The sequence below is a fragment of the Nonomuraea sp. NPDC023979 genome (assembly GCF_040639085.1).
Classification (GTDB): Bacteria; Actinomycetota; Actinomycetes; order Streptosporangiales; family Streptosporangiaceae; genus Nonomuraea; species Nonomuraea ceibae.
Window position 1 is genome coordinate 221,445 of record NZ_JBEZZG010000003.1, and the last position, 26,804, is coordinate 248,248.

A 26,804-nucleotide genomic window follows, 5' to 3' on the forward strand; every position below is an offset into this window, starting at 1 on the left:
AGACGAATCGGCGGCTTCAGGTCACCGTCGTCAGGTCGAGCACCAGTTGCGGCGCGGCCGAGAACAGGACCGCCACCGCCACCGCCACGCCGATCGCCGCCCACACCGCCGGAGCCGACCGGGGCGCGACCACCGCCTGAGCCGCCCCCTCCCGAACGGCTCCCCCTATCGCAGTCACAGGGACGAACAGCCGTGCCGTCCAGGCGACGTAGTAGTACAGCCCGATCACCGTGTTGACGGCCATCACCACCGCCAGCCACCCGGCCCCGCCGTCGACGATCTCCCGGAACACCACGATCTTGGCGAACAGCCCCGCCAGCCCCGGCGGCAACCCCGCCAGGCACAGCAGGCAGAACGCCAGCGCCAACGCCGCCACCGGACTGCGGAACGCCAGCCCCCGGTAGTCGTCGAGCTCGTTGCGCCGGGCCACCCGGGAGACGAGCATGACCACGGCGAACGCCCCCAGGTTCATGGCGGCGTACATGACCAGGTACGCCACCGAGGCCCCGGCCCCGGTCCCGGCGGGCGCCACCGCGAGCGGGGCCAGGATGTAGCCCGACTGGGCGACCGACGACCAGGCCAGCAGGCGTACGGCGGAGCGCTGGCGCATGGCCAGCAGGTTGCCCGCCGTCATGGTGAGCGCCGAGAGGATCGCCACGATCGGCACCCAGGCGCCCGCCTGGCCGGGCAGGGCGGTGACCAGGACGAGGATGAGCCCGGCGAACCCGGCGGCCTTCGAGATCACCGACAGCAGCGCGGCCACCGGGATCGGCGCGCCCTGGTAGACGTCCGCCGCCCAGGCGTGGAACGGCACCGCCGCGATCTTGAACGCGAACCCCGCCACGACCAGGACGACCCCGACGGTGACCACTCCCGGCAGGCCGTGCTCGGCCCCCAGCACGGACGCCCCCAGGACGGACGCCCCCGCGCCGGGCCGGCCTGGCGCCGCCGCTTCACCGCCGAGCACCGCGCCGAGCCGGTCCAGGAAGACGCTCCCCCCGATCCCGTACAGCAGCGACACCCCGAACAGCATGACGGCGGTCGACACCACGGACACCAGGAAGAGCTTGACCGCGGCCTCCGAGGAGCGGCCGTCGTAGCGTTTCAGCGCCGTGAGGGCGAAGACCGGGAGCGAGACCAGTTCGAGCGCCACGACGAGCATGATCAGGTCACGCGAGGCGGGCAGTATGACCGCGCCCACGAGGGTGCAGAGCAGGAGGAAGTGCCACTCCCCCACCGGGATGTCGCCCCTGGCCAGCTCGGTCATCGACATCAGCACGACCACCACGGCCGCCACCAGCACCAGCCCGGCGAGGATCAGCGTGAACCGGTCGACCACGTACGAGCAGCCCCCGCCCGGGGCGTTCAGGCCGGGCGGGACGCAGAACGTCGACAGCGCCGAGCCGCCCCTGACCGCCTGCGCCACCACGAACCCCAGCGCGACCAGCACCCCCGCCAGCGTGACCAGCCCCAACGCCGGCCTGACCCGCGGCCGGGCGGGCAGGAAGGCGTCGAGCACCAGCACCAGCCCGGCGAAGAGGGCCAGCGTGAGGGGCGGCGCGATGGCGAAGTAGTCGATCTCCTGGATCATGACAGGGCCCCCAGCAGGTTCTGCACGGCGGGCGTGGTGAGCGAGAGCAGCAGCTTGGGCCAGAGCCCGAACAGCAAGGTCAGCACGATCAGCGGCACCCACGCGACCAGCTCGTACCGCTGCACGTCGAGCATCCCCGCGGCGGGCGAGCCGTCGTCGCGTCCAGGTGACCGGGCCTGCTCCGGCTGCGCTTCCAGCGGTTGTACGGGGCGTTCGTCCGGCGTCTCCCACCCGGCCGCGTCCCCGGTCACCTCGGCAGTCGCCGAAACCGCGGCGGCCCGCTCGTCAAGCCCCGCACCGGCACCCGCGCCCGATACCACCGCGCCGGCACCCGCGCCCGTCGCCCCCGCGTCGCTGCCCACGCCCGATTCCACCGCGTCGCTGCCCGGCCCCGTCACCACCGGGGCGGAGCCTGGACCTGCGGGAACGGCGGGAACTGCGGGGCCGGCGGGGACTGAGGGGACGCCGTGGGTGAGGCGGGACAGCATCACCAGGAAGTACGCCGCCGTCAGCACCGCCCCCAGCCCACCGATGACCATGAACGTGAGGAACAGCCCCCGAGGCAGCCCCCCGCCCGGCTGGAAGGCGCCCAGGAGCGCCAGCATCTCTCCCCAGAACCCCGCCAGCCCCGGCAGCCCGAGCGACGCGATCGCGGCGAACGTGAGAACGGCCCCGAGGTGCGGCAGCGTCGCCAGCATGCCGCCACCGAGCGACGGCATGTCGCCCGTGTGATAGCGGTCCTTGATCCCCCCGGCCACGAAGAACAGCAGCCCGGTGATCAGCCCGTGCGCCACGTTGGCGAACAGCGCGCCGTTGATCCCCACCGTGGTCAGCGTCGCGAACCCCAGCAGTACGAACCCCATGTGCCCGACCGACGAATAGGCGATCATGCGTTTGAGGTCGCGCTGGGCGAGGCAGGCAAGCGCCCCGTAGACGATGCCGACCACCGCCAGCGCCCCCAGCCAGGGCGCCACAGCCACCGCGCCCTCGGGCAGGATCGGGATCGCGATCCTGGCGAACCCGTAGGTGCCCATCTTCAGCAGCACCCCCGCCAGCAGCACCGAGCCGACCGTGGGCGCCTCGGTGTGCGCGTCGGGCAGCCAGGTGTGCAGCGGCCACATGGGCGTCTTGACCGCCAGCCCGATCCCGATCGCGGCGAACGCCAGCACCTGCACCGCCCTCGGCATGCCCGCGCCGTGCGCGTCGCCGAGCGCCACGATGTCGAGCGTGCCGGTCTGCGCCCAGACGAGCAGCAGCCCGAGCAGCATGACGACCGAGCCGAGCAGCGTGTAGAGGATGAACTTGACCGCCGCGCGCCGCCGCCCTTCGCCGCCCCAGACGGCGATCAGGAAGTACATGGGCACGAGCACGATCTCGAAGAACACGAAGAACAGGAGCAGGTCGAGCGCCAGGAAGGTGCCGATCATGCCGACTTCGAGCACGAGCAGCGTGAACACCAGCGCCCTCGGCCGCGCTCCTCCCGGCCGCGCGCTCAGGAGCTGCCCTGGCCGCCTGCCGCCGCCCCAGCCCAGGTAGGCGAAGCAGAGGAACGTCAGCAGCGCCGTCAGCACCACCAACGGCAGCGAGATCCCGTCGACGCCCAGGTGGAACCGCAGTCCGAGCCCCGGGATCCACGGCTGGTCCACCGCGAACTGGGGCCGCGCCGCCTGACCATGGTCGAACGCGGCCAGCATGACCACGGCCAGCACCAGCGTCACCCCGGACACGATCGGCCCGTAGATCCGCAGCACCGGCCGGAGCGCGCCCGGCGCCACCAGCAGCGCCACGGCCCCGGCCAGCGGCACCGCGATCAGCGCGACCGACACCCAGCCCATCATGCGACCACCGCCCCGCCGGGCGGGACGGCCAGGTCAGGAGTCATGTGAACACCACCGCCCCCACCGCGATCAGCAGGACACCGGCCAGCAGGCCGCTCACGTAGAGCTGCACGTTGCCGTTCTGGGCGAGCTTCAGCATCCCCGACAGCCCGTACGCCGACCGGCCCGAGCCGCGCACCGCGCCGTCGACGACCGTGTCGTCCGTCCTGACGACGAGCCTGGACAGCCACACGACAGGGCGTACGAAGATCGCGGCGTACAGGCTGTCGACGTAGAATGCCCGCTCGCACGGCACCCGGAGCGGCCCGAGCAGGCGCGCCGGGTCGGCCACGGGGTCGGCGCGCCAGGCGGCGTACACCACCCCGGCGCCGAGCAGCGCGAGGGCGACGCTGGTGGCGGCCACCGGCACGTCGAGGTGCACCCCGCCGGCGAACCCGAGCAGCAGGGCCGGCACCGCGAGGATCACGACGGGCACGAGCATCGTGCGCGGCGCTTCGCGGGTGTCGATGACGTGGGCGGTGCCGGGTTCGGGCTCGGGGAGCGCGACGGTGCGCGTCGGGCCGAAGAAGGTACGCAGCCAGGCCCGGGTGGCGTAGGCGCCGGTGACGGCGACGGTCGCGAGCGCGCAACCGTACAGGAGCAGCGCGGCGGCGTCGGCGAGGCCGCCCGCGAGCGCGCCCTCCATCGTGACCAGCAGCGCGTCCTTGCTGAAGAAGCCACTGGCCGGAGGCAGGCCCATGAGCGCGGCGAACCCGACCGTCGTCGCCGCGAACGTGACCGGCAGCTCGCGTCGCAGCCCGCCCATCCGCGTCATCAGGTTGGAGCCGACGTGGTGGATGACGACGCCCGCGCACAGGAACAGCAGCGCCTTGAACGCTCCGTGCGCGATCAGGTGGAAGATCGCGGCGGTGTCGGAGCCGGCCGCGAGCCCGCCGGCCATGTAGGCGAGCTGGCTGACGGTCGAGTAGGCGAGAACGCGTTTCAGGTCGTCCTGGGCGAACGCGGCCAGCGCCGCGCCGAGCATGCCGAGCGCGGCCAGCACCGCGAGCACGTCGAGCGTCGGGCGGGCGGCGGCGAAGGCCGGGAACAGCCTGGCCACGAGGAAGATGCCCGCGGCGACCATGGTGGCGGCGTGGATCAGCGCGCTGATCGGCGTCGGTCCCGCCATCGCGTCGGGCAGCCAGGTGTGCAGCGGCACCTGCGCGCTCTTGCCGGCGACGCCCGCGAGCAGCAGCATCGTCGCGGTGACCAGCGTCGCGGCGGACATCTCGGGCACCCGCGCGAGCACGTCGCCGATCCGGAAGCTTCCCGCGCCCATCCCGAGCACGAAGATCCCGAACAGGAACCCGACGTCACCCAGCCGCGTCACCAGGAACGCCTTGACCGCTGCGCGCGAATTGCCGCGATCTTCCCACCAGTGCCCGATGAGCAGGTACGAGCACAGGCCCATGACCTCCCACCCGACATAGAGGACAAGAAGGTCACCCGCGTAGACCACCAGCAGCATGGCGGCGGTGAACAGGCTGATGAACGCGCTGTAGGACGGGTAGCGGGGATCGTCGCGCAGGTAGCCGATCGAGTAGACCTGCACGGCCAGCGCCACGACCGTCACCAGCACCCCGAGCAGGCCGGACAGGGCGTCCGCCTGCAGGGTGAGCGAGATGGGCACGCCGCCGGTCTCGATGGTCCCGTACGTCTCGCCCACGGCAGCCGACGTTCCCGTGCCCGTCAGGAACCCGAACCCGTGCCCCCAGGCCACCCACGCGGCCAGCACCGCCGAGGCGGCTGTCGGCACGACCGCGATCCACCCGGCCCGCTGGTTGGCTCGCCGATCGGCCGGCACCGATGAGCCCGCCGCGTCGTTGCCGCTCCGGCCGTCATGGCCATGCCCTGGGCTTGGCGCCCCGGCTGGGGATACGCGGCCGTGGGGCCATCGGGACAGCAGGAGGCCTGCGGCGGCGGCCAGGAAGGGCAGTAGTACGGCCAGCAACGGGAAGGTCGTCACGGCGTATCCCCTCCTCGATCGACCCGACGCCCATCGCCCCGCACAGCCGAGCCCCCCTCGGGGCCGCCCGGAGCCGGTTGATCGTTCGTGCGCCGCGGGATGTTGTCCGGACGTGGGGCATCCGCGCCGGTCAGGCCATCACCCGGCACCCCTGGACCGGCCGGCCCGCCCTCCCGGGAGCCCGTACCAGGCGAACCACCTGCCGGAAGGTTCGCGCCAGGCGGGCTGCCGGCACGGGCGCTGGCGCTGGTCAGGCCGCCGCTGTGGGCGGCCGAGCGGACGAGGCGGTCGTCGGCGGGGGCTTCTTCGTACGTCTCGGCGGGCGGGTCGGCAGGCTCCGCGAGGTCGCGCAGGTGGTCGATGTCGACGGTCCGCCGGTTGCGGTAGAGGGCGAGCACGATCGCCAGCCCGACCCCCACCTCGGCGGCGGCGATCACGATGACGAACAGCGTCAGCACCTGCCCGCTGTGCAGCAGATCGCCGAGCCACACGTCGAACGCGACCAGGTTGAGGTTGACGGCGTTGAGCATCAGCTCGACCGACATCAGCACCAGGATCGTGTTGCGCCGGGCCAGCACACCGTAGACGCCGATGGAGAACAGCAGCGCCGACACGACAGCGGGGTAGACGATGTGCATCAAAGCCCCCCGTCCATGCGGTGCGGCCCGTCGGCTGCCTCTCCTCCGGGCGGAGCCGCGGAGGCGTCGGGGCGTCTCAAGGTGCCGGGCTCGGAGGGGTCCGAAGGGGCGGACGGGTCATCCGTACGGGATCCGCCGGAGTTGCCGGAGATGTCGGTGCGGGACAGGACGATGGCGCCGATGAGAGCCGCCAGCAACAGCACGGAAAGCGCCTCGAACGGCAGCACCCACGTGCTGAAGATGCTCCCGCCCAGCTCACTGGCCGCGCCCGCACCGGGGGTGAGCGGCGAGTAGGCCATCCGGAACCCGTCGATCACCACCGTGACCAGGACCGCCGCCGTCGCCACGGCCACCACGGCCGCCGTGACCTTGTTGCGGCTGTCGAGGTCGGTCGAGGGGCCGATCGGCGCACGGGTCAGCATGATGCCGAACAGCAACAGCACCACCACGGCGCCCACATAGATGAGCACCTGCACCCAGGCCACGAACTCGGCCGTGAGAACGAGGTAGCAGCCCGCCAGGGCGCCGAAGGTCAGCACCAGCCAGAGGGCGGCATGGACGAGTTGCCGCGTCGTGACGACGAGCAGCGCCGATCCGACTGCCACAGCGCCCAGGAGCAAGAAGATGATCTCCTGCCCGGTGGGCGACAGGTAGGAGGGCACCGCTTCGGTCACTACTCCTCCTCGGTCTCCCTCGACTGGTCAGGGTCGAGCCGCCCAGGTGGACGGATGGAGCGTGGATCGGCCATCCTGCGCCTGCGTGGGCTCGCGCCAGAAGTTTGCCCCGGTGGACCGGACGCCGGGCCCGATTCCTCCGCGCCTGTGGAAAACTCTCCCTCGGCGGGCGCGCCTGTGGATGACGCCTCGCCGGTGGCGTCCCTGTCAGGGGACGAGCCCGTGCCGGCTCCCGGCGTAGCGGGCGCTTCCCCTTCCGCAGCCCCAGCCGCAGGGGCTTCCCCTTCCGGCGAGCCGGGCGTGGGGCTCTCGGGGCGGGACGGCAGCGCGCCAGGGGGGCGGATGCCGCGTACGTTCGCCATGGAACGGCGCGGACGGCCACGGGCGGGCTGGTCCTGGCCGGGCGGGGTTCCGGTGCCCGGAGTGGGCTGTTCGGGCGCTTCCTGCGGAGCCGCAGTGGTGTCCTGGCGAGGTGCGCCCGCCTCGGCGCGTGGGGCGTCACCGGCGTCTCGCGCGGGTGCGGCATCGCCGGTGACCTGGGAGGACTCCGCGTCGCCGGGCTGGGGACGGCCGCTCGGACCGGCGGCTTCTCCCGACGCATCGCCGCGCCCGGCAGGGCGTCCGGGGCCTGCGTCCGGCGCCCCGGGCGTGCCACGTCGAGCGGCGCCCGAGGTTCGGGCCGTTCCCGATGGGCCGTCCGAGGCTTCGGGCGCTGCCGGGAAGGCGCCCGGGGTTCCGGTCGCGCCTGACTTGTCCGCGGTTCCGGCCGTTCCCGGGCGGGTGGCCTCGGCGCCGCCCGTACGAGCGCGGGGGGCGGCGGGTTCGCGTACGGGGCGGCGGGGGGCGGCCGTGAGCTCCTTGGGGGGCTCGGCGCCTGGATCGTGGGCGGGAGGCGGCGGGACGGTTTCGACCCAGGTGGCGAGCCTGTCCTTCTCGTGAAGAAGGTTGCGGATGTCCCCCTCGGCGTACTCGAACTCCGGCGACCAGAACAGGGCGTCGAACGGGCACACCTCGATGCAGATGCCGCAATACATGCACAGGGCGAAATCGATGGCGAACCGGTCGAGAACGTTGCGCTGGCGGGCACGGCCGCCTTCAGGGGCCGGGATGGTCTCCTTGTGGGAGTCGATGTAAATGCACCAGTCGGGGCACTCCCTCGCACACAGCATGCAGGAGGTGCAATTCTCCTCAACGAGGGCGATAACTCCTCGGCTGCGCGGCGGCAGGGCGGGCTTGACCTCGGGATACTGCTGAGTGACGGATTTGCGCAGCATGTGGCGAAGGGTGATGGTCAACCCCTTTGCCAGCCCTACGCCGGGAATCCGCGCCATGGTTCAACATCATGGCGCACTTGGCCGCGCACGTGAATGAGCAAGCGCGTTGTCCCCAGGTTTTCCACAGCTATCCACAGGCTGGCGGACAGTTATCCACAGGAAGGCGTCACGCCGGATTTGTGCAAGTAGGGAGCGATAGTCTCTCGCCATGTCGTACGGCCATCCGATCCGTCCCAGCGCAGGCGCCTGGACCGCTTCCGTGGTGTGGGCCGTTCTGTCGCTGATCTCGTGTGGTCTGGCGACTCCGTTCACGATCGGGTTCGCGGCGTTCTGGCTGCGGAGCGTGTGGCAGTTCGTCGCCGCGTGCGCCTACGGCGTCTGCATCGGCGCGTTCGTGGTGTCGCTGATGACGTACGACCAGGTCGAGGACATGCCCGAGCCGCTGGGCACGATCATCTCGCTGATGTTCGTGGGGGCGTGGGTGAGCGGGGTGATCCACTCGGGCATCCTCGTGCCCGCGATGGCCAAGGCCCGCCACTACCGGCCCGTCCAGCCCCACCCTCCGTCCTACGCGCAGCGCGGCCCCGCCCATCACCCGCACGGGCCCACCCTCCAGCAGCACGGCCCTGCTCACCGGCAACACGGGCCGTCCATCCACCAGCGCACCACCTCGCCCTCCTACCAGCACCGCCCCGGCGAGCCCGAGTGGATCGGGCACTATCGGGTGGTGCGTTCGCTCGGGCGCGGCGGACAGGGCGCCGTCTACCTGGCGACCGCGCCCAACGGGGTACGGGTGGCCGTCAAGGTGTTGCACGACCTGGTCGACGAGACGGCCAGGGCCCGGTTCGCCAGGGAGGTGGACTCGGCCCGCCGGGTGGCGACGTTCTCCACGGCCCGGGTGCTGGATGTGAGCATTTCGGGGCAGTTCGCGTACATCGTGAGTGAGTACGTGGACGGCCCGTCCCTGGAGCAGCTCGTACGCAACCACGGCCCCAGGGATGAGGACAGCCTGACGCGGCTGGCGTTGTCCACAGCCGGTGCGCTGGCGGCTATCCACAAGGCGGGGGTCGTCCATCGTGACTTCAAGCCGAGCAACGTGCTGATCGGCAACGACGGGCCGCGGGTGATCGACTTCGGCATCGCGCGGGCGCTCGACCAGGTGACGATGACGTCCGGGAAGATGGTCGGCACGCCGCCGTACATGTCGCCCGAGCAGCTGTCCGGTGAGCAGGTGGGGCCCGCGTCGGACGTGTTCAGCTGGGGCGTGACGATGATGTTCGCGGCGACGGGGCGACCGGCGTTCGGGGAGGACAGCGTGCCGGCGGTCTTCAACCGGGTGCTCACGCATCATCCGGACTTGTCGCCGTTACCGCCGTCCATTCGCGGGGTCGTGGGCTCCTGCCTGGCCAAACGCCCCGACGACCGGCCCAGCGCCTCGGACGTGATGCTGGCCATCGTGCACTGACCCAACCGGGAGGTCAGGGCCGGGGTGCCGTGGGGCCAGGGGCTCGGGGCTGGAGCTCGGGGCTGGGGACCGGGCCGGGGTTTGGGCATGGGGGCGTAAGTTTCGGGGTTGGTGTCGTGTGTGGGGGCGGGCCGTTCGTCTCTTGGGTGAGGGAACGACGGCAGGCGGAGCTGGGGCGGGACGTTCGGGCAGCGCTTGCCGCAGTCACGACCTGGGGAGGACAAATGCGACCCGCGCTCAACACCATCGACATCATCGTCTCGGACATGGAGGCGTCGATCGCCTTCTATGCCAGGCTCGGGCTGGAGTTCAAGCTCGACGCCGCCTCGCCCGAGCATGCCGGGTGCGACCTGCCCGGCGGGCTGCACGTGATGCTCGACACGGAAGGGTTCCGTACGCCGTTCCTGCCGGGCTGGAGGGCTCCGGAGGGCGGGCCGCGTACGCTGCTGTGCTTCGAGTTCGATTCGCCCGCCGAGGTCGACGCCAAGTACGCCGAGCTGGTCGGGGCCGGTTACCAGGGGATCGCCGAGCCGTTCGACGCGTTCTGGGGGATGCGGTACGCCACGGTGGCCGACCCGGACGGGGGCGGGGTCGACCTGTACGCCTCGCTTGCGGCGCAGGCCGACTGACCTCGTGCCGGCCGATGGGCCGGTCAGGAGGGGGTCGGTCAGGAGGGGGTCGAGTGCCAGGGGGCCTGCGGGTCGGTGCGGCGGGCGTCGGCCTGGACGCTGACGGCGTACGTGGGGCGGTCGTTGCCGGGGACGGGGCCGAGGTAGTGGTGGCCGGTCAGGTGGCACCAGGCGGGCAGGTCGATCGGCGCGGCCGGGTCCGTGGCGATCAGGTGGACGACGGTGCCGGACGGCAGGTCCGTCACCAGGCGGCGCAGCTCGATCAACAGTTGAACGCAGCGGCGGTCACCGCCGTCCAGCACCACCGGTCCGGGCTGGGACTCACCGCCGCCGCTCACCCTGGCGTCGTCGCCGCCGGCCGGGGCGTCGTCGTTCATGGGGGTGTCGTTCATGCCGCTTTCGGTCATGGGGTCCCTTTTCGTGCCGGCACCGATTCTGCCCTGCTGGGTTCCATCCTGCCGCCGCCCGTCAAGCCGTCACCGCCCGGGCCCACCGCCGTCCGTCCCCGCGTAGCGCAGGCGCGTACTGGGCCATTGTGATCACGTACCCGGTCCCGGTGGCCCCACGTGGCTGGCGGGGGTGCGTCGCGGCGTGCGGGTGCGGATGCGGGGGTGCGGATGCGGGGGTGCGGATGCGGGGGTGCGGATGCGTCGCGGCGCGGGTGCTGGACTGCGGGTGTGAGTGCGGGCGGTGCGGTGACCGACGCGTGAGCGGTGGGCGGGGCGTGAGCGGTGGGCGGGGCGTGAGCGGTGGGCGGGGCGTGAGCGGTGGGCGGGGCGTGAGCGGTGGGCGGGGCGTCAGGGGTGCCAGGTGTACGGGGTGGTGGTGGCCAGGTGGTGGAAGCCGAGGCGTTGCAGGATGGGGCGGCTGTCGTCGGAGGCGTCCACCTGGAGGTACTCGTAGCCGCGTTCGGCCGCGATGGCGGCGCGGTAGGCGATGAGCGACCGGTAGATGCCGCGCCCGCGCCAGGCTTCGACCGTGCCCCCGCCCCAGAGGCCGGCGAAGTGGGTGCCGGGGTTCAGTTCGAGGCGGGCGGCGCTGACCGGGGTGTCGCCGGCCATGGCGAGGACGGCGAAGACCCGGTCCGGCTCGTCGGCGAGCTGCGCGGTCAGGCTCGCCATGAGGCGCGCCGAGTCGGTGCCGAACGCCTGGTCGTGCACGGTGGCCATCAGAGCAACGTCGTCCGGGCGGGTCACGGGACGCAGGTGGATGCCGTCGGGGACGGTGGCATCCGGCAGGTCCGCGACGCGGGCGACCATGAGCGCCTCCGGCGGCTCGGCGGTCAGCCCGGCTTCCAGGAGCCGGTCCGCGAGGTCGGCGGGACGGTCGTAGTCGTAGAGCTTCCACTCGAACGGACGGCCCAGCTCGGCGAAGTACCGGAGCTGGGCCGCGATCGTGGCATCCGCGGTGGAGGTGTCCAAGTCTGACCAGATGATGCCGTTCCAGGCGTCTCCGGTCGTCCGGATCACGCCGCCGATCCGCTCCACGCGGCTGCCGGGGCCGTCCGGTTGCGCGCCCTGCCGGAGTTCGCGGTCGAACAGGGCGAGCGTTTCGTCACGATCCATCCGCTCACTTCAGCAGGAGGGCGTCGGCGGCGGCAACCTGATTTCCAGCGGCCACGGCGGCCTCGGCCTCGTCGAGGATCCGGCTCACGTGGGCGTCGTCGGCGGCGGCGTCCGGGACGGTGGCGTAGACGAGGTGTACGGACGCGTCCGGGATGCCGCAGAAGGCGGAGATGCCCTGGGCCAGCTGCTGGGTGAGCAGCTTGTCCCAGCCTGCCGAGGTGAAGTGCTCCTCGGAGTAGCCGGCCAGGCCGATCCAGGTCATCCGTTTGCCGGCCAGGCGGCCCGGGGGACGGACGCCGTACGCGAAGCCGTAGTTCCACACCCGGTCGATCCAGCCCTTGAGCATCGCCGGCAGGCTGAACCACCAGACGGGGAACACCACCACGATGGTGTCGGCCGCCTCGATCCGGCGCATGTGCGCCTCGGTGTCCGGGGTGTACGTCTTGCCGCGGTCGTTCCAGTCGGGCTCGTCCTCGACGGGCATGCGGGGGTCGAAGCCCTCCGCGTACAGGTCGAGCAGGTCGACCTCGTACCCGTCCCGTTCCAGGCGGGCCCGCGCCCGCCCGGCGGCGCGCGCGGTGAGCGAGGTGGCGCGCGGGTGCGCCACCACGAGCAGCGCACGCGGCGCACCGGCGGGCCGGGCCTCCGGCACCTCCGACGAGATCGGCGCAGCAGTCACGGAAGGAGTCGGCGCAGCTTCCGACGAGGTCGGCGCAGCTTCCGGAGGAGTCGGCACCGAAGAGGCCGGCGCGGTTGGGGCGGGCATCAGAGCTTCACCAGCATCTTTCCGGTGTTGGCGCCGCGCATCATCGCCAGGAACGCCTCCGGCGCCTCCGCCAGCCCCTCGACCACGGTCTCTTCGGTGTGGAGCGAGCCGTCGGCCAGCCAGCCGGCCGCCTTGCCGATCCACTCGGGGAACAGGTGCAGGTAGGAGCTGATGAGGATGCCGCGCAACGTCGCGTTCTTGGCCGCCAGGCTGAACAGGTTGCGCGGCCCGGGGACGGGCTCGGTGGCGTTGTAGGCGCTGATCGCGCCGACCATGGCGATCCGGCCGCCCTCGCGGAGCGCGTCGATGGCCGCCACCAGGTGGTCGCCGCCCACGTTGTCCACGTACACGTCGATGCCGTCAGGCGCGGCCTCGGCGAGCTGGGCGGCCACGGACCCGGCCCGGTAGTCGATCGCGGCGTCGTACCCGAAGGACGACACGAGCTTGGCCGTCTTCTCCGGCCCGCCCGCCGAGCCGATCACGCGAGAGGCGCCGAGCTTGCGGGCGAGCTGCCCGGCGACGGTGCCGACGGCCCCCGCAGCGGCGGAGACGAACACCACGTCGCCCTCCCGGACGGGGGCGATCTCGGTCAGGGCGGCGTACGCGGTCAGCCCGGTCGTGCCGAGCGCCCCCAGGTACGCCTGCGCCGGGGCGAGCGTCGTGTCGGCGACGGTCGCGGCGGCGGCGTCCATGATCGCGTACTCGCGCCAGCCGAGGAAGTGCACGACGGTCGCGCCGATCGGGACGTCCGCGGAGCGGGAGGCGACGACCTCGCCGACGGCCGCCCCGTCCATGGGCGCGCCGAGCTCGAACGGCGGGATGTACGACTCGGCGTCGTCCATCCGGCCACGCATGTACGGGTCGACGGACATCCAGGTGTTGCGCACCAGGATCTGCCCGTCGGCCAGGTCGGGCACCTCGGTACGGGCCAGCTCGAAGTCGGAGAGGACGGGCTCGCCGACGGGACGGGCGGCCAGGCGGATCTCACGGTTGACGAGGGACATGGTGATATCTCCAGTTCATGGGAAGGGTGTCGCGGGCGGCCCGCAGCGCGCGGGCCCACCAGAGGAGCCGGTCGAGCAGGTGTTCGGCGGCTGCGACGGGAGGCGGCCTGCCGTGGCGGAAGGCGAGCCCGCCGCTGACGGTGACCGCGTCGAGCGCGGCGAACACCGGGCGGAGCTGCTCCACAGCCGCAGTCCCACCGCCGTCGTCCCCGTACGAGACGAACGCGACGGGCTTGGCCCGCCACTCGTCCCGGTACCAGTCGACGGCGTTCTTGAGCGAGGCCGGGAAGCTGTGGTTGTGCTCCGGGGTGACGATCACGAACGCGTCCGCCGACGCCAGCCACGGCGCCAGGTCCCGCACGGCGGGCGGCGCCACGGAGGGCCGCTCGCACGGGACCGGCGGCAGCCACGCCTCGGCGAGGTCGAGGACGTCCACGTCGACGTCGACGTCCACGCCCATAACTACGGCCGGGGCGGCTGCCTGGTCCCCGGGCGGGTGCTTGCGCAGGCCCGCCCGGCAGGTCAGCCAGTCGGCCGCGGCCGGGCCGAACCGGTCGGGCCCGACGCCGCCGATGACGATCGCCATCCGGATGTTCATGGCCCTACTGTGCGAGCCGGCGCGCACGGTTCACTGCGGGTCCGCTGGGGGTCCGCTGGGGGCTCACCGGGATCGGGGCCCTGCCTGCTGTAATAGCGTGGTCTGATGGAGTTCGGGGTGCTTGGTCCGCTTGCGGTGTGGGCGGCGGACGGACGGCAGGTCCGGGTGCCGGAGCTGAAGGTACGCGCGCTCCTCGCCGACCTGCTGGTCCACGAGGGGCGCCCGGTGCCGGCCGACCGGCTGGCCGACGACCTGTGGGGCGAGAACCCGCCGGGCAATCCCGGCAACACGTTGCAGACCAAGGTCTCGCAGCTCAGGCGGGCGCTGGAGCAGGCCGAGCCGGGAGGCCGCGAGCTGGTCACCTACCAGCCCGCCGGGTACGCGCTCGGCACCCGGTCGGTGGACGCGTTGCGGTTCGCCGAGCTGGTGAGCCGGGCGCGGGCCGCCGGTGACGCGCGGACCAGGGCCGACCTGCTGTCCGACGCGCTGGCGCTGTGGCGGGGACCGGCGTACGCGGACTTCCGGGACGAGGAGTTCGCCAGGGTGGCGGCCGGGCGGCTGGACGAGCAGCGGCTTACGGCCGTCGAGGAGCAGGCCGAGGCCCGGCTTGAGCTCGGCGAGCACAGCCTGCTCGCGGACGAGCTGGCCGGGCTGGTGGCGGAGCATCCGCTGCGCGAGCGGCTGCGGGCGGCGCACCTGCGGGCGCTGTACCGGGCGGGGCGGCAGGGCGAGGCGCTGGCGGGGTTCGGGGAGCTGCGCCGGGTGCTGGACGAGGAGCTGGGGCTGGACCCGAGCCCGGAGCTGGCGGCGCTGCACCAGGCGATGCTGCGGCAGGATCCGGCGCTGGCCGCCGCCCCGGCGCCCGCGACCTCGGCGGCGCGGCCCCGCTCGAACCTGCCCGTCCCGCTGACGGAGCTGGTGGGACGTGACGACGAGGTGAACGCGGCGGCGGGGCTGCTGCGCGAGGCCCGGCTGGTCACGCTGACCGGGCCGGGCGGGGTCGGCAAGACGCGCCTCGCGCTGGCCACCGCCGCGACGGTGACAGGCGCGTTCCCCGACGGGGTGTGGCTGGTCGAGCTCGCCGGGGTCTCCGGCGGGACGGAGGCCGTGGCCGAGGTGCTGGCGACCACCCTGAGCATCCACGACGAGCCCCCGATCAACCCCAGCCCCACCGCACGGGACGAGGCCACGGCCGACCCGCGCCCCGCCGCACCGGGCGAGGCCCGCGGGGGGCTGGTGCGGCGGGTTGCCGGGGCGTTGCGGGGGATGCGGACGCTGCTGGTGCTGGACAACTGCGAGCACCTGGTGGATCAGGTCGCCGAGCTGGCCGGGCTGCTGCTCGGCGCGGCGTCGGAGGTGCGGGTGCTGGCCACGAGCCAGGAGCCGCTGGCCGTGCCCGGCGAGGTGGTGCAGGCGGTGGCCCCGCTCGACCTGCCGCCGGACGGCGGTGCGGTGCGGGAGTCGGCCGCGGTCCGGCTGTTCGTGGCGCGGGCCGCGGCGGCGGCGCCGGGGTTCACGCTCGACGCGGGGAACGAGAAGTGGGTGGCGGCGATCTGCAGGCGGCTCGACGGGCTGCCGCTGGCGCTGGAGCTGGCCGCGACCCGGGTGCGGGCGCTCGGCGTGCGCGGGCTGGCCGAGCGGCTGGAGGAACGGCTGGACGACCGGTTCCGGGTGCTGGCCGCCACCGGGCGCGGGCTGCCGGCCCGGCAGCGGACGCTCCGCGCGGTGATCGACTGGAGCTGGGAGCAGCTCGGCGAGAGGCAGCGGCTCGCGCTGTGCCGGCTGGCGGCGCACCCGGGCGGCTGCCTGCTGGAGGCGGCCGAGGCCGTGTGCGCGGGGCCGGGGCTGGACGTCGAGGACGTGCCGGACGTGCTGGTGCAGCTCGTCAACCGGTCGATGGTCGTGGCCGAGGAGCGGCCGTCGGGCGAGACGCGCTACCGGCTGCTGGAGTCGGTCGCCGCCTACTGCCTGGAACGGCTCGCCGCCGACGATCCCGTGTGGGCGCGGCGTGACGGCTACTACGTGGAGCTGGCCGAGCGGGCGGCGCCGCAGCTGTACGGGCACGGGCAGCGCAGGTGGCTGCGGCGGCTGGACGACGAGGTCGTCAACCTGCGGGCCGTACTGGACTCTCAGGTCGAGGGCGGGGGCGGCGGCGATGGCGCGGGCGGGGCGCGGCTGGCCGACGCGCTGGCCTGGTACTGGTACCTGCGCGGGCGGCACACGGAGGCGCATCGGGCGCTGTCCAGGGTGGCGGACGAGCGGACGGCGGCGTGGGAAGCCGGGTTCGCCCTGCTGACCGGCGACGGCGCCGGGCTGGCGGCGCGCAGCCGGGCCGCGCTGGCGCGGACCCGCGACCCCAGGAAGCGGTGGTTCCTGGCGCTGGCGCACCTGAACTTCGGCGACGTGGCGGCGGCCGGGCCGCTGCTGGGCGAGGTGCTGACGGAGTTCCGGGCCCTGGACGACCGGTGGGGCGAGGCGGCGGCGCTGGCGTTGCGCGCCAAGCAGGCGGTGTTCCAGGGGGACTTCGCCGCCGCCGGGCGGGACGGGAGCCGGAGCCTGGAGCTGTTCACCGAGCTGGGCGACGGCTGGGGGCGGCTGCAGGCGGCCGACATGCTGGGGTATGTGGCGGAGATCGCCGGTGACTACGCGGAGGCGGGCCGCCTGCACCGGGAGGGGCTGCGGGTGGCGGAGGACCTGCGGCTGTGGACGGACGTGTCGTACCGGCTGTCCAGTCTGGGCCGGGTCGCGCTGCTGACCGGTGACCTCGCGCGGTCCCGGGAGTTCCACGAGCGGGGGATGCGGCTGGCGGGCGAGCAGTCGAACCGGTTCGCCGAGGAGTTCGCCCGGGTGGGGCTGGGGCTGGTGGCGCGGCGGGCCGGTGATCTGGACGGCGCGCAGCGGCTCTTCGAGGAGTCGCTGGCCTGGAACCTGCGGCTGGAGGCCGACTACGGGGTGCCGTTCTACGGGCTGACGCTGCTGATGGCGGAGCTGGGGTTCGTGGCCGAGCTGCGGGGCGACGCGGAGGCGGCCGGGGCGTACCACCGCCGGGGGCTCGCGGCGGCGCGGGAGGGCGGCGATCCGAGGGCGATCGCGCTGGCCCAGGAGGGGCTGGCCGGGGTGGCGGCGCTGGAGGGCGCGTACGAGGAGGCGGCGCGGCTGCTGGCGGAGGCGGCCGCGCTGAGGGAGTCGGTGGGCGCGCCGCTCCCGGCGGCCGAGCGCGGCGACGTCGACAGGATCGCCGCCCGCGTCCAGGAGCGTGCGCGGACCGTCAGCGGTCCGTGAGGGCCGGGCGAGAGGCTCGTCGCGTCGATGAAACCCGGCCGAGAGAACGCGGCCGACGCGGCACGGCCGGCGAAGCACGGCCGACGCGGCACGTGAGAAGGAGCGACGATGCGAGCCCTCGTCTACGACCCGGCGGCGCCCCACCGGCTTTCCCTGGGGCAGGCGCCCGATCCCGAGCCGACGCCCCGGCAGGCGCTGGTGGAGGTCGCGGCGGTCTCGTTCAACTACGGCGAGATCGCCTTCCGGCCGGCCGACGGGCGGCCAGGGCACGTCTCCGGGTGGGACGCCGCCGGGGTGGTGGTGCGGCCGGCCGCCGACGGGTCGGGGCCGCCCGCCGGCACGCCCGTGGTCACGTTCGGCTGGTCGGGCGCCTGGGCGGAGTTGCGGGCGGTGGACACCGATGAGCTGGCCGTGGTGCCGGACGGCGTCGACCTGGGGACGGCGGCCGCGCTCCCGGTGGCCGGGGTGACCGCGCTGCAGGCGGTGCGGCTGCTCGGGTCGCTGGTCGGGCGGCGGGTGCTCGTCACGGGCGCCTCCGGCGGCGTGGGCCGGTACGCGGTGCAGCTCGCCGCGCGGGCGGGCGCGAGCGTGGTGGCGTCGGTGGGCAGCCCGGCCCGCGGGGAGGGGCTGCGCGAGCTCGGGGCGGCCGAGATCGTCGTGGGGCCGGCGGCGATGGCCGGACGGGTGCACGGCGTGGTGGACAACGTCGGCGGGCAGCAGCTCGCCGAGGCGTTCAACCGGCTGGCGGACGGCGGCGTCGTCCAGGCCGTCGGGATGGCCTCGCGGGAGCCGACGCTGATCGACTTCGAGGAGGCGCGGACCCGGGTGGACCGGGGCCGGTTGGAGACGTTCAACCTGGCCACGCCGCTGGGGGACGACCTGGCGTACCTGGTCGGGCTGCTGGCGCGGGGCGAGCTGGACGCGCAGGTCGGCTGGCGGGGGCCGTGGGAGCGGGCGCTGGAGGCGGCGGACGCGCTGGTCGGCCGGCGCGTCGCGGGCAAGGCAGTGCTGGACCTGCGGGGTTGACGCATCCCCAAGAGGTTGACGCACCCTGCCGGATTGACTCACCCCTGCTAGGTTGACGCATCCTTGACGGCCTGGCGCGTCCGGGCCGGTCGGGCTGCGGGTATGCGATCAGGTGATGTCCACGAAGATGCCCCGCGACCCGCGAGGGGTGCGGGAGCTGTGGTCGGCGTTCGTCAACTCGCCGTTCCTGCCCGCGACCGTGCTGGTGTTCATCCTGGCCGCCGCGGCGGGCCTGTTCGCGGGCTCGTACACGTACGCGATGGCCAGGCCGGCGCCGCACCGGATCCCGGTCGCGGTCGTCGGCACGGGTGACGCGGTGAAGCGGGCGGCGTTCGTGGCGGGGATGGACGGGGCTCTGGACGCGGCGCTCGACCTGCGGGAGTTCTCCACGTACGCGGGGGCGGCGCGGGCCGTGGAGGAGCAGCGGGTGTTCGGCGTCGTGCGCGTGTACGGGGGCCGGGCGTGGCTGGACGTGGCCGGGGCGGCGGGCGCGTCGGTGGCGCAGTTGCTCGCGGAGGCGGCGCCAAGGGTGGGGGCGCGGATCGGCGTGGCGGTGACGGTGCGGGACGTCAAGCCGCTCCAGCGGGGCGATCCGCGCGGGCTGGCGCTGTTCTACATCTCGCTGGCGGCGGTGATCATCGGGTTCGTGGGGGCGATCCAGCTCAGCGTGCACGCGCGGGGGCTCAAGCCGCTGGAGCGGATCGGCTTCACCGCGGCCTACGCGGTGGCGGGCGGGTTCGCGATCGCGGCCGTCGTGGACTGGCTGCTGGGGGCGCTGTCGCTGCCGTTCGTGGAGTCGTGGCTGATCCTGGCGTTGACGATGTTCACCTCCGGGATGGTGTTCACCATGTTCAACACGCTCATGGGCCGGTGGGCGATGGTGCCCACGTGGGGCGTGATGGTACTGATCGGGAACCCGTCGTCGGGCGGCGCGGTGTCGTGGCCGCTGCTGCCGTCGCCGTTCGGCGCGATCGGGCGCTGGCTGCCGCCGGGCGCGTCGGTGAACGCCCAGCACACGGCGGTCTACTTCGGCGGGCACCAGCACCCGCTGCCGTTCCTGGTGCTGGCCGGGTGGGCGGCGGTGTCGTGCGCGGTGTTCTGGACGTGGCGGCACCGGCACCCGGGCGGGCGGTGATCACGGCAGCGCCGGGCTGAGCGCCATCCCCAGCCATTTCACCTCGAAGTGGTCCACCACCGCCCTGAAGACCGTCGCCGCGGCCCGCCAGGCGACGTAGCCGCCGACCGAGACGAGGTATTCCGTCCCAGGTCAGCTCCGTGAGCGGACGCTGCCGCCGCCCGTGCAGGGTCAACCGCACGCTTGATCACCCCCACCCTCACGACGTACGGGAGGAGCCGGAAGTTTCAGATCAGGACCTTGACCACGCCGGTGAGGGCGAGCTGGAGCAGCGCCAGGGGCACCAGCACGGCCCAGGCGAGCTTCTGCAACTGGTCCTCGCGCAGGCGGGGGAACGTCACCCGCAGCCAGATCACCACGAACGCCAGCAGGAACATCTTGACCAGCGTCCACGCCCAGCCGGGCAGCAGCGGCCCGTGCCAGCCGCCGAGGAACAGCACGGCCGTCAGGAACGACAGCACCACGATCCCGGCGTACTCGGCCAGCATGAACAGCGCGAACCGCATGCCGGTGTATTCGGTCATCGGCCCCATGATGATCTCGGACTCGGCGATCGGCATGTCGAACGGCGGCCTGCGCAGCTCGGCCAGCCCCGCCAGGAAGAACACCACGCCGCCGACGGCCTGCCACGGCAGCCACCACCACTGCCACGCCTCGACGATGCCCGGCAGCGACAGCGTGCCCGCCGCCATCGCCACGGAGGAGGCGGCCAGCACCAGCGGCAGCTCGTACGCGACGAGCTGGGCGGCGGCGCGCATGCCGCCGAGCACCGAGTACTTGTTGGCCGACGCCCAGCCCGCCATGATCGCGCCGAGCACGCCGACGCCCATGACCGCGAGCACGAAGAACAGCCCAAGGTCCAGGTCGACGCCCACGAACCCGTCGTCGAACGGGATCGCGATCAGCACCAGCAGGTAGGGCACCAGCGCCACCCCGGGCGCGATCATGAACACCCGCCGGTCGGCGGCGGCCGGGATGACGTCCTCCTTCTGCATGAACTTGACGCCGTCGGCGATGAGCTGCGCCCAGCCGTGGAAGCCGCCCGCGTACATGGGGCCGAGCCGCGACTGCATGTGCGCCATGACCTTGTGCTCGGTCTGCCCGACGATCAGCGGCAGCGCGAGGAAGGCGATGAGGATGACGGCGAAGTGCAGCACCACGTCAAGCATCGGGCGTCGCCCCCCAGTCGGCCGGGACTCCCGGCGGCAGCGTCTTGCGGCGGCTCGGGGCGCCGTGGCCGGACTCGCCCGGCTCCTTCGCGCCGGGCCACTGCTTGGCGACCCGGGCGGCCAGGATGAAGTCCTTGCGCAGCGGATGCCCTTCGAACCCGTCGGGCAGCAGCAGCGGCACCAGGTGGGGGTGCCCTTCGAAGATCACCCCGAACATCTCGTACGTCTCGCGCTCGTGCCAGTCGGCGCCCCGGTAGACGCCGACGGCCGTCGGCAGGCGCGGGTCGGCGCGCGGCACCCGGGTGCGCAGCAGCAGCCGTTCGCGGGTGGCGGGGTTGTAGACGTGGGCCACGACGTGGAACTCGTCGGGCGGCTCGTCGACGCCGGTCAGCCAGTCGAAGAAGGAGAACCCCAGCTCGTCGCGGACCCGGGTGAGCAGGGCGATCCAGTCGCCGGGCGCGACGTCGACGACGGTGTCGCCGAAGGAGTCGGTGACCTGGGCGTGCTCGCCGAAACGGGTCACCTCGCCTCCCCGGAGGGCAGGTAGCGGTCGCCGAGCCGTTCGCCCGCGATCTTCTCCTGGAGCTTCATGATGCCGTAGAGCAGCGCCTCGGGCCGGGGCGGGCAGCCGGGCACGTAGACGTCGACGGGGACGATCTGGTCGACGCCGTTGGTGACGCAGTAGGAGTCCCAGTAGGGGCCGCCGGTGTTGGAGCAGGCGCCGAACGAGATCACGTACTTGGGGTCGGGCATCTGCTCGTAGAGCCGTTTGACGGCCGGGGCCATCTTGTCGGTGACGGTGCCGGAGACGATCATCAGGTCGGCCTGGCGCGGCCCGTTGGCGAACGGGATCACTCCGAACCGGATGAAGTCGTGCCTGCTCATCGAGGTGGCGATGAACTCGATGGCGCAGCACGCCAGCCCGAAGTTGAACACCCACAGCGAATAGCGCCGTCCCCAGTTGAGCACGAACCGCATCGGCTTGGGCGCCAGCCGGGAGATCGGCCCCACCGTGGGCATCGGAAGATCCGTCGCTGCCATGTCTGCCATTGTTGCGCGGATCGGGGGCGAGAGCTATGTCCAGGTCAGGACGCGCTTGCGCCAGGCGTAGAGGATGCCGAGGGCGATGAAGCCGAGGAAGACGAACATCTCGGCCAGCGTGGTCAGGCCGTAGCCGGGCGCGTCGAAGATCGTCGCCCAGGGGAAGAGGAAGACCGCGTCGACGGCGAAGACGACGTACAGGTAGGTGAAGACGTAGTAGCGGACCTGCGACTGGGCCCAGCCGTCACCGACGGGGTCGACGCCGCACTCGTAGGAGGTGAGCTTGTCGGCGGTGGGCCGGGCGGGGCGGAGCAGGCGGTTGATCAGCATGGCTCCGGCCACGATCGCGACCCCGATCGCGAGCAGCGCCGCGACCAGCAGGTAGGACCCGTAGTAGCCGTCCATTCCGCGATGGTAACCCAGTCAAAGCTAACGCCCCATCCCCCCAAAATAGGGCAAACAGTATGATCCGCCGCATAGTGTGCATGCATGCCCAGATTGCGATTGCTCGGTGGGATCGCGCTGCTGGCCGTCTCCGCCACTGGATGCGGGATGGCCGCGGCCGCCCCCGACCGGGAGGCCACGGTCCCCGCGGAGCCCACCAGGATCGACTTCGTCGACCCCGCGACCGTGGCCGGGCTGGCCCCGCGCACGCTCACGGAGGGCGAGAGCGCAGGACGCCACGTGCACATCAGCTACCCGGAGCTCCCGGGCGCGGCGCGGCTCAACGCGCTGTTGCGCCAGGAGGCCGAGCGCGAGCTGCGCGACTTCCACGACACGACCTCCGCCGTCGACAGCCTGCCCCGCCCGGAGCTGAACGTGGACTGGCAGCTCGCCGCCGCCGGCGACGTGGTGGGCGTGCGGCTGCGCACCGGCGAGTACCGGGGCGCCGACTGGGGCAACGCCACCCGCACCTTCTGGTACGACCGCCACACCGGCCGCGCCACCGGCTCGGCCGGGCTGCTGGCCGGGACCGACGCGCTGCGCGAGGTCTCCCGCCTGGTCAGGAACGGCCTCAAGGAACGCGGCCCGGACGTGGACCGTGACCAGGTCTCGGCCGAGCGCGGGAAGCTCGACTCGATGGCCTTCAACGCCGACGGCGACCTGGTGGTGGAGTTCGACGACTGCCAGATCGGCCCCTGCTCGCTCGGCCGCCTCGCCGTCGCCGTCCCGGCCGCGAAGGTCACGCCGCTGCTGTCGCCGACGGGCCTGCGCGCCCAGCAGTCCGTACGGGAGTCCGCGCGGCAGGTGGCGCGGGCCGCCTACACGCCCAAGCGGTCGGTGCCCGCCGCTGCCAGCGGCCGCGCCGGCACCGTGGACTGCGCGGCGGTCAAGTGCGTGGCGCTGACCTTCGACGACGGGCCGGGGCCGTACACCGCCGAGCTGCTCGACGTGCTGCGCGAGGCCGGCGCCAGGGCCACGTTCTTCCCCGTCGGCAGCGGCGTCGCCGCCGAGCCCGAGCTGCTGCGGCGCATGCGCGACGAGGGGCACCTGGTCGGCAACCACACGTGGGACCATCGCGACCTGTCCAGGCTACCCACCAGCAAGATCGCCGACCAGCTCGGCCGGGCGGGGGACGCCGTCGCCGCGGCCATCGGCCAGCGCCCCACGCTGGTGCGGGCGCCGTACGGGGAAGTGAGCCTGGACGTCAGGAACGTGGCGCGCGAGCGGAAGCTGTCGCTGGTCGGCTGGGACGTCGACAGCCGCGACCGGCAGGGCGGCGACCCCGCGGAGATCGCCGCGCGGACGGTCCGCCAGGCGCATCCGGGGGCGATCGTGCTCATGCACGACCTCGACCGCACCGCCGTCGACGCCGTACCGGGCATCCTGGAAGAACTTCAGGGGAAGGGATACGCGTTCGTCACCGTTCCAGAGTTGTACGGAACGGCCGGCATGCAAGCTGGACGCGTCTACACGTCGGGAATCGGGCCCTCACGCAAGGAACCCCTGACGTAGGAGAACCGACGGGGGGACGTATAGTTGGCGGCTGTGACCCGAACCGTCCTCTTCGAACGTCTGCATGTGGATCTCTGCAGGCTCGCGTCAGGGCTGTGTCGTCGTTCTCCCACCTCTCCCTGAATTCCCATCGCGTCTACCCGCTTCGCGCGGGTGGCAAACGCGTGACCTCCCGAGGATCTAGCATGGAACAGAGAACGCGCCAGAAGCGACCGCGCCCCGGCGCGTCGAGGAGGACTGAGCTGTGACGAAGCAGGTCCAGCAACTCGATCGCGTGATCATCAGGTTCGCCGGAGACTCCGGCGACGGCATGCAGCTCACGGGCGACCGGTTCACCGCCGGCACCGCCGAGTTCGGCAACGACCTGTCGACGCTGCCCAACTTCCCGGCGGAGATCCGCGCCCCCGCCGGCACCCTGCCGGGCGTGTCGAGCTTCCAGCTCCACTTCGCCGACCACGACATCCTCACGCCGGGCGACGCGCCGAACGTGCTCGTGGCGATGAACCCGGCGGCGCTCAAGGCCAACCTCGGCGACCTGCCGAGGGGCGCCGACATCATCGCCAACACCGACGAGTTCACCAAGCGCAACCTGCAGAAGGTCGGCTACGCGGCCAACCCGCTGGAGGACGACTCGCTCGGCGAGTGGCGGCTGCACGCGGTGCCGCTGACGTCGCTCACGGTCAAGGCGCTCGAGGGCTTCGACCTGTCCAAGAAGGACGCCGAGCGCTCCAAGAACATGTTCGCCCTCGGCCTGCTGTCGTGGCTCTACCACCGGCCGACCGAGCAGACGATCAAGTTCCTGGAGCAGAAGTTCGCCAAGAAGCCGGAGCTGGCCAAGGCCAACATCGCGGCCTTCCAGGCGGGCTGGAACTACGGCGAGACCACCGAGTCGTTCTCCGTCTCCTACGAGGTCAAGCCGGCCAGGCTGGCGCCGGGCGTCTATCGCAACATCTCCGGCAACCAGGCCCTGGCCTACGGGCTGATCGCGGCGAGCGTGCAGTCCAAGCTGCCGCTGTTCCTCGGCTCCTACCCGATCACCCCGGCCAGCGACATCCTGCACGAGCTGTCCAAGCACAAGCGGTTCGGCATCCGCACCTTCCAGGCGGAGGACGAGATCGCGGGCGTCGGCGCGGCGCTGGGCGCGGCGTTCGGCGGCGCGCTGGGCGTCACCACGACGTCCGGGCCTGGCGTGGCGCTCAAGGCCGAGACGGTCGGCCTGGCGGTCACCACCGAGCTGCCGCTGATCATCGTCGACGTGCAGCGGGCCGGGCCGAGCACCGGCATGCCGACCAAGACCGAGCAGACCGACCTGCTGATGGCCATGTTCGGCCGCAACGGCGAGTCGCCGCTGCCGATCGTGGCGCCGATGTCGCCGAGCGACTGCTTCGACGCGGCCGTCGAGGCCGCCCGGATCGCGGTCAAGTACCGGACCCCGGTGATGCTGCTGTCGGACGGCTACCTGGCCAACGGCTCCGAGCCGTGGCGGCTGCCCGAGGTGTCCGAGCTGCCCGACATCTCGCAGGAGTTCACGACCGAGCCCAACGGCGAGGACGGCGCCTTCCTGCCGTTCAAGCGCGACCCGGAGACCCTGGCCCGCCCCTGGGCCATCCCCGGCACCGCCGGCCTGGAGCACCGGATCGGCGGCATCGAGAAGGCCGACGGCACCGGCAACATCTCCTACGACCCCAACAACCACGACCTGATGGTCCGCACCCGGGCCGCCAAGATCGACGGCATCGACGTGCCCGAGCTCGCGGTCGACGACCCCGACGGCGACGCCAAGGTGCTCGTCATCGGCTGGGGCTCGACCTACGGCCCGATCGCCGCCGCCGTGCGGCGCATCAGGAAGAGCGGCGGCAAGGTCGCCCAGGCGCACCTGCGCCACCTCAACCCGCTGCCCGCCAACACCGGCGAGGTGCTCAAGAGCTACGACAAGGTGCTGCTGCCCGAGATCAACCTCGGCCAGCTCGCGCTGCTGCTCCGGGCCCGCTTCCTCGTCGACGTCATCAGCTATAACCGCGTGCGCGGGCTCCCGTTCAAGGCGGAAGAGCTGGCCGGAGTCATCCAGGACGTGATCGACAGTGACTGAGCTTGTCAACGGGAAGGGCCTGTCGCTCGTCCCCAAGACCGACGCCAAGCAGGGCCTGAAGGACTTCAAGTCCGACCAGGAGGTGCGCTGGTGCCCGGGCTGCGGCGACTACGCGATCCTGGCGGCCGTGCAGAGCTTCCTGCCGGAGCTGGGGCTCAGGCGCGAGAACATCGTGTTCGTCTCCGGCATCGGCTGCTCGTCGCGCTTCCCGTACTACCTCAACACCTACGGCGTCCACTCGATCCACGGCCGCGCGCCGGCGATCGCGACCGGGCTGGCGGCCAGCCGGCCCGACCTGAGCGTGTGGGTGATCACGGGTGACGGCGACGCGCTGTCGATCGGCGGCAACCACCTGATCCACGCCCTGCGGCGCAACGTCAACCTCAACATCCTGCTGTTCAACAACAGGATCTACGGCCTGACGAAGGGCCAGTACTCCCCCACGTCCGAGGTCGGCAAGATCACCAAGTCGACGCCGATGGGGTCGCTGGACAAGCCGTTCAACCCGATCTCGCTGGCGCTGGGCGCCGAGGCGAGCTTCGTGGCGCGCACCATCGACTCCGACCGCAAGCACCTGCAGTCGGTGCTGCGCGAGGCCACCGCCCACCGGGGCGCCTCGCTGGTGGAGATTTACCAGAACTGCAACATCTTCAACGACAACGCCTTCGAGCAGCTCAAGGATCCGGAGATCCGCGACGACATCACGCTGCGGCTGGAGCACGGGCAGCCGATCGTGTCGGCCTCCAAGGCCGTCGTCAGGAGCGCCAACGGCGGCATCGAGGTGGTCGCGCGCGACACCGTGACCGAGGACCAGATCCTCGTGCACGACGCGCACCACCCCAACCCGTCGGTGGCGTTCGCGCTGTCGCGGCTGGACGAGCCGGCCTTCGAGCACGTGCCGGTGGGCATCTTCCGTCAGGTCGACCGCCCCGCCTACGACGTGCTGATGTCCGAGCAGCTCGACGAGGCGGTGGCCCAGCAGGGTCAGGGCGATCTGGGCGAGCTGCTCATGGGCGGCGACACCTGGCGCATCGGCTGATTCCTGGGCGACGATGCCGG

Annotated in this window: 23 protein-coding genes and 1 pseudogene; 9 read left to right on the forward strand and 15 right to left on the reverse strand. The window is 72.5% G+C overall.

The genetic code is table 11. From position 1 onward, the window contains the following. Positions 1-16: 16 nt before the first annotated feature. The 6 genes and pseudogenes from AB0G11_RS07500 to AB0G11_RS07525 form a co-directional block, all read right to left on the reverse strand. Positions 17-1,591, reverse strand: a complete 1,575-nt coding sequence (locus AB0G11_RS07500) for an NADH-quinone oxidoreductase subunit N (RefSeq protein ID WP_357584592.1) — start codon at positions 1,589-1,591, stop codon at positions 17-19. After that, complete coding sequence (locus AB0G11_RS07505; RefSeq protein WP_357584954.1) at positions 1,588-3,426, reverse strand: NADH-quinone oxidoreductase subunit M; 1,839 nt, start codon at positions 3,424-3,426, stop codon at positions 1,588-1,590. Before AB0G11_RS07505 ends, AB0G11_RS07500 begins: the two co-directional genes overlap by 4 nt. 43 nt (positions 3,427-3,469) lie before the next feature. Continuing rightward, a complete protein-coding gene (locus AB0G11_RS07510) occupies positions 3,470-5,224 on the reverse strand; it encodes an NADH-quinone oxidoreductase subunit L (RefSeq protein ID WP_357584593.1) in 1,755 nt (584 codons plus the stop codon). A 524-nt stretch (positions 5,225-5,748) separates the two neighbouring features. Beyond that, a pseudogene (gene nuoK, locus AB0G11_RS07515) lies at positions 5,749-6,072 on the reverse strand (NADH-quinone oxidoreductase subunit NuoK); the annotation flags it as partial. Continuing rightward, positions 6,072-6,746, reverse strand: coding sequence for an NADH-quinone oxidoreductase subunit J (locus tag AB0G11_RS07520; RefSeq protein WP_219504630.1), 675 nt, complete (start codon positions 6,744-6,746; stop codon positions 6,072-6,074). The gene AB0G11_RS07520 and the pseudogene nuoK, both read right to left, overlap by 1 nt. Next, positions 6,746-8,077 carry a 4Fe-4S binding protein gene (locus AB0G11_RS07525; protein WP_357584595.1) on the reverse strand — a complete coding sequence of 444 codons (1,332 nt, stop codon included), beginning with the start codon at positions 8,075-8,077 and terminating at the stop codon, positions 6,746-6,748. The genes AB0G11_RS07520 and AB0G11_RS07525 overlap by 1 nt, the downstream gene beginning before the upstream one ends. Positions 8,078-8,228: 151 nt before the next feature. Between AB0G11_RS07525 and AB0G11_RS07530 the strand changes: the two genes are divergently transcribed. Both AB0G11_RS07530 and AB0G11_RS07535 read left to right on the forward strand, forming a co-directional pair. Beyond that, positions 8,229-9,485 (forward strand): protein kinase, encoded by a 1,257-nt coding sequence (locus tag AB0G11_RS07530; protein ID WP_357584597.1) that lies wholly within the window; start codon positions 8,229-8,231, stop codon positions 9,483-9,485. Positions 9,486-9,709: 224 nt separating this feature from the next. Further along, positions 9,710-10,114 (forward strand): VOC family protein, encoded by a 405-nt coding sequence (locus tag AB0G11_RS07535; protein ID WP_357584599.1) that lies wholly within the window; start codon positions 9,710-9,712, stop codon positions 10,112-10,114. 38 nt (positions 10,115-10,152) lie between these two features. On the opposite strand, the gene AB0G11_RS07540 is transcribed toward AB0G11_RS07535, so the two are convergent. From AB0G11_RS07540 to AB0G11_RS07560, 5 genes are all read right to left on the reverse strand, one after another. Beyond that, positions 10,153-10,521, reverse strand: coding sequence for a sulfurtransferase TusA family protein (locus tag AB0G11_RS07540; protein WP_357584601.1), 369 nt, complete (start codon positions 10,519-10,521; stop codon positions 10,153-10,155). Positions 10,522-10,911: 390 nt separating this feature from the next. Then, positions 10,912-11,679: a GNAT family N-acetyltransferase gene (locus AB0G11_RS07545; protein WP_357584603.1), complete on the reverse strand. Its 768-nt coding sequence runs from the start codon at positions 11,677-11,679 to the stop codon at positions 10,912-10,914. A 4-nt stretch (positions 11,680-11,683) separates the two neighbouring features. Continuing rightward, entirely contained in the window at positions 11,684-12,358 is a 675-nt protein-coding gene (locus AB0G11_RS07550; RefSeq protein ID WP_357584605.1) for an NAD(P)H oxidoreductase, read from the reverse strand. 86 nt (positions 12,359-12,444) lie between these two features. After that, positions 12,445-13,449, reverse strand: a complete 1,005-nt coding sequence (locus AB0G11_RS07555; RefSeq protein ID WP_357584607.1) for an NADP-dependent oxidoreductase — start codon at positions 13,447-13,449, stop codon at positions 12,445-12,447. Next, positions 13,430-14,047, reverse strand: a complete 618-nt coding sequence (locus AB0G11_RS07560) for an NAD(P)H-dependent oxidoreductase (protein WP_357584609.1) — start codon at positions 14,045-14,047, stop codon at positions 13,430-13,432. Before AB0G11_RS07560 ends, AB0G11_RS07555 begins: the two co-directional genes overlap by 20 nt. Positions 14,048-14,164: 117 nt before the next feature. Between AB0G11_RS07560 and AB0G11_RS07565 the strand changes: the two genes are divergently transcribed. The 3 genes from AB0G11_RS07565 (at position 14,165) to AB0G11_RS07575 (ending at position 19,490) form a co-directional block, all read left to right on the forward strand. Then, positions 14,165-17,329: a BTAD domain-containing putative transcriptional regulator gene (locus AB0G11_RS07565; RefSeq protein WP_357584610.1), complete on the forward strand. Its 3,165-nt coding sequence runs from the start codon at positions 14,165-14,167 to the stop codon at positions 17,327-17,329. Positions 17,330-17,437: 108 nt separating this feature from the next. Next, the gene (locus tag AB0G11_RS07570; protein WP_357584612.1) at positions 17,438-18,355 is read left to right on the forward strand and encodes a zinc-binding dehydrogenase; all 918 of its coding nucleotides are present in this window, start codon (positions 17,438-17,440) and stop codon (positions 18,353-18,355) included. A 115-nt stretch (positions 18,356-18,470) separates the two neighbouring features. Beyond that, positions 18,471-19,490, forward strand: a complete 1,020-nt coding sequence (locus AB0G11_RS07575; protein ID WP_357584614.1) for an ABC transporter permease — start codon at positions 18,471-18,473, stop codon at positions 19,488-19,490. A gap of 227 nt (positions 19,491-19,717) precedes the next feature. On the opposite strand, the gene nuoH is transcribed toward AB0G11_RS07575, so the two are convergent. The 4 genes from nuoH to ndhC form a co-directional block, all read right to left on the reverse strand. After that, the gene (nuoH, locus tag AB0G11_RS07580) at positions 19,718-20,659 is read right to left on the reverse strand and encodes an NADH-quinone oxidoreductase subunit NuoH (protein ID WP_357584616.1); all 942 of its coding nucleotides are present in this window, start codon (positions 20,657-20,659) and stop codon (positions 19,718-19,720) included. After that, a complete protein-coding gene (locus AB0G11_RS07585) occupies positions 20,652-21,182 on the reverse strand; it encodes an NADH-quinone oxidoreductase subunit C (RefSeq protein WP_219504609.1) in 531 nt (176 codons plus the stop codon). The genes nuoH and AB0G11_RS07585 overlap by 8 nt, the downstream gene beginning before the upstream one ends. Next, positions 21,179-21,637, reverse strand: coding sequence for an NADH-quinone oxidoreductase subunit B (locus AB0G11_RS07590; RefSeq protein ID WP_246644735.1), 459 nt, complete (start codon positions 21,635-21,637; stop codon positions 21,179-21,181). Before AB0G11_RS07590 ends, AB0G11_RS07585 begins: the two co-directional genes overlap by 4 nt. 96 nt (positions 21,638-21,733) lie before the next feature. After that, on the reverse strand, positions 21,734-22,105 hold the full coding sequence (gene ndhC, locus AB0G11_RS07595) for an NADH-quinone oxidoreductase subunit A (RefSeq protein ID WP_219504607.1): 372 nt from the start codon (positions 22,103-22,105) through the stop codon (positions 21,734-21,736). A gap of 84 nt (positions 22,106-22,189) precedes the next feature. Between ndhC and AB0G11_RS07600 the strand changes: the two genes are divergently transcribed. From AB0G11_RS07600 to AB0G11_RS07615, 4 genes are all read left to right on the forward strand, one after another. Then, entirely contained in the window at positions 22,190-23,656 is a 1,467-nt protein-coding gene (locus AB0G11_RS07600) for a polysaccharide deacetylase family protein (RefSeq protein WP_357584618.1), read from the forward strand. Between the two features lie 33 nt (positions 23,657-23,689). Then, positions 23,690-23,779: a putative leader peptide gene (locus tag AB0G11_RS07605; RefSeq protein ID WP_357584620.1), complete on the forward strand. Its 90-nt coding sequence runs from the start codon at positions 23,690-23,692 to the stop codon at positions 23,777-23,779. A 121-nt stretch (positions 23,780-23,900) separates the two neighbouring features. Continuing rightward, entirely contained in the window at positions 23,901-25,745 is a 1,845-nt protein-coding gene (locus AB0G11_RS07610; protein WP_219504603.1) for a 2-oxoacid:acceptor oxidoreductase subunit alpha, read from the forward strand. After that, the gene (locus tag AB0G11_RS07615) at positions 25,738-26,784 is read left to right on the forward strand and encodes a 2-oxoacid:ferredoxin oxidoreductase subunit beta (RefSeq protein ID WP_357584622.1); all 1,047 of its coding nucleotides are present in this window, start codon (positions 25,738-25,740) and stop codon (positions 26,782-26,784) included. Before AB0G11_RS07610 ends, AB0G11_RS07615 begins: the two co-directional genes overlap by 8 nt. Positions 26,785-26,804: the final 20 nt, after the last annotated feature.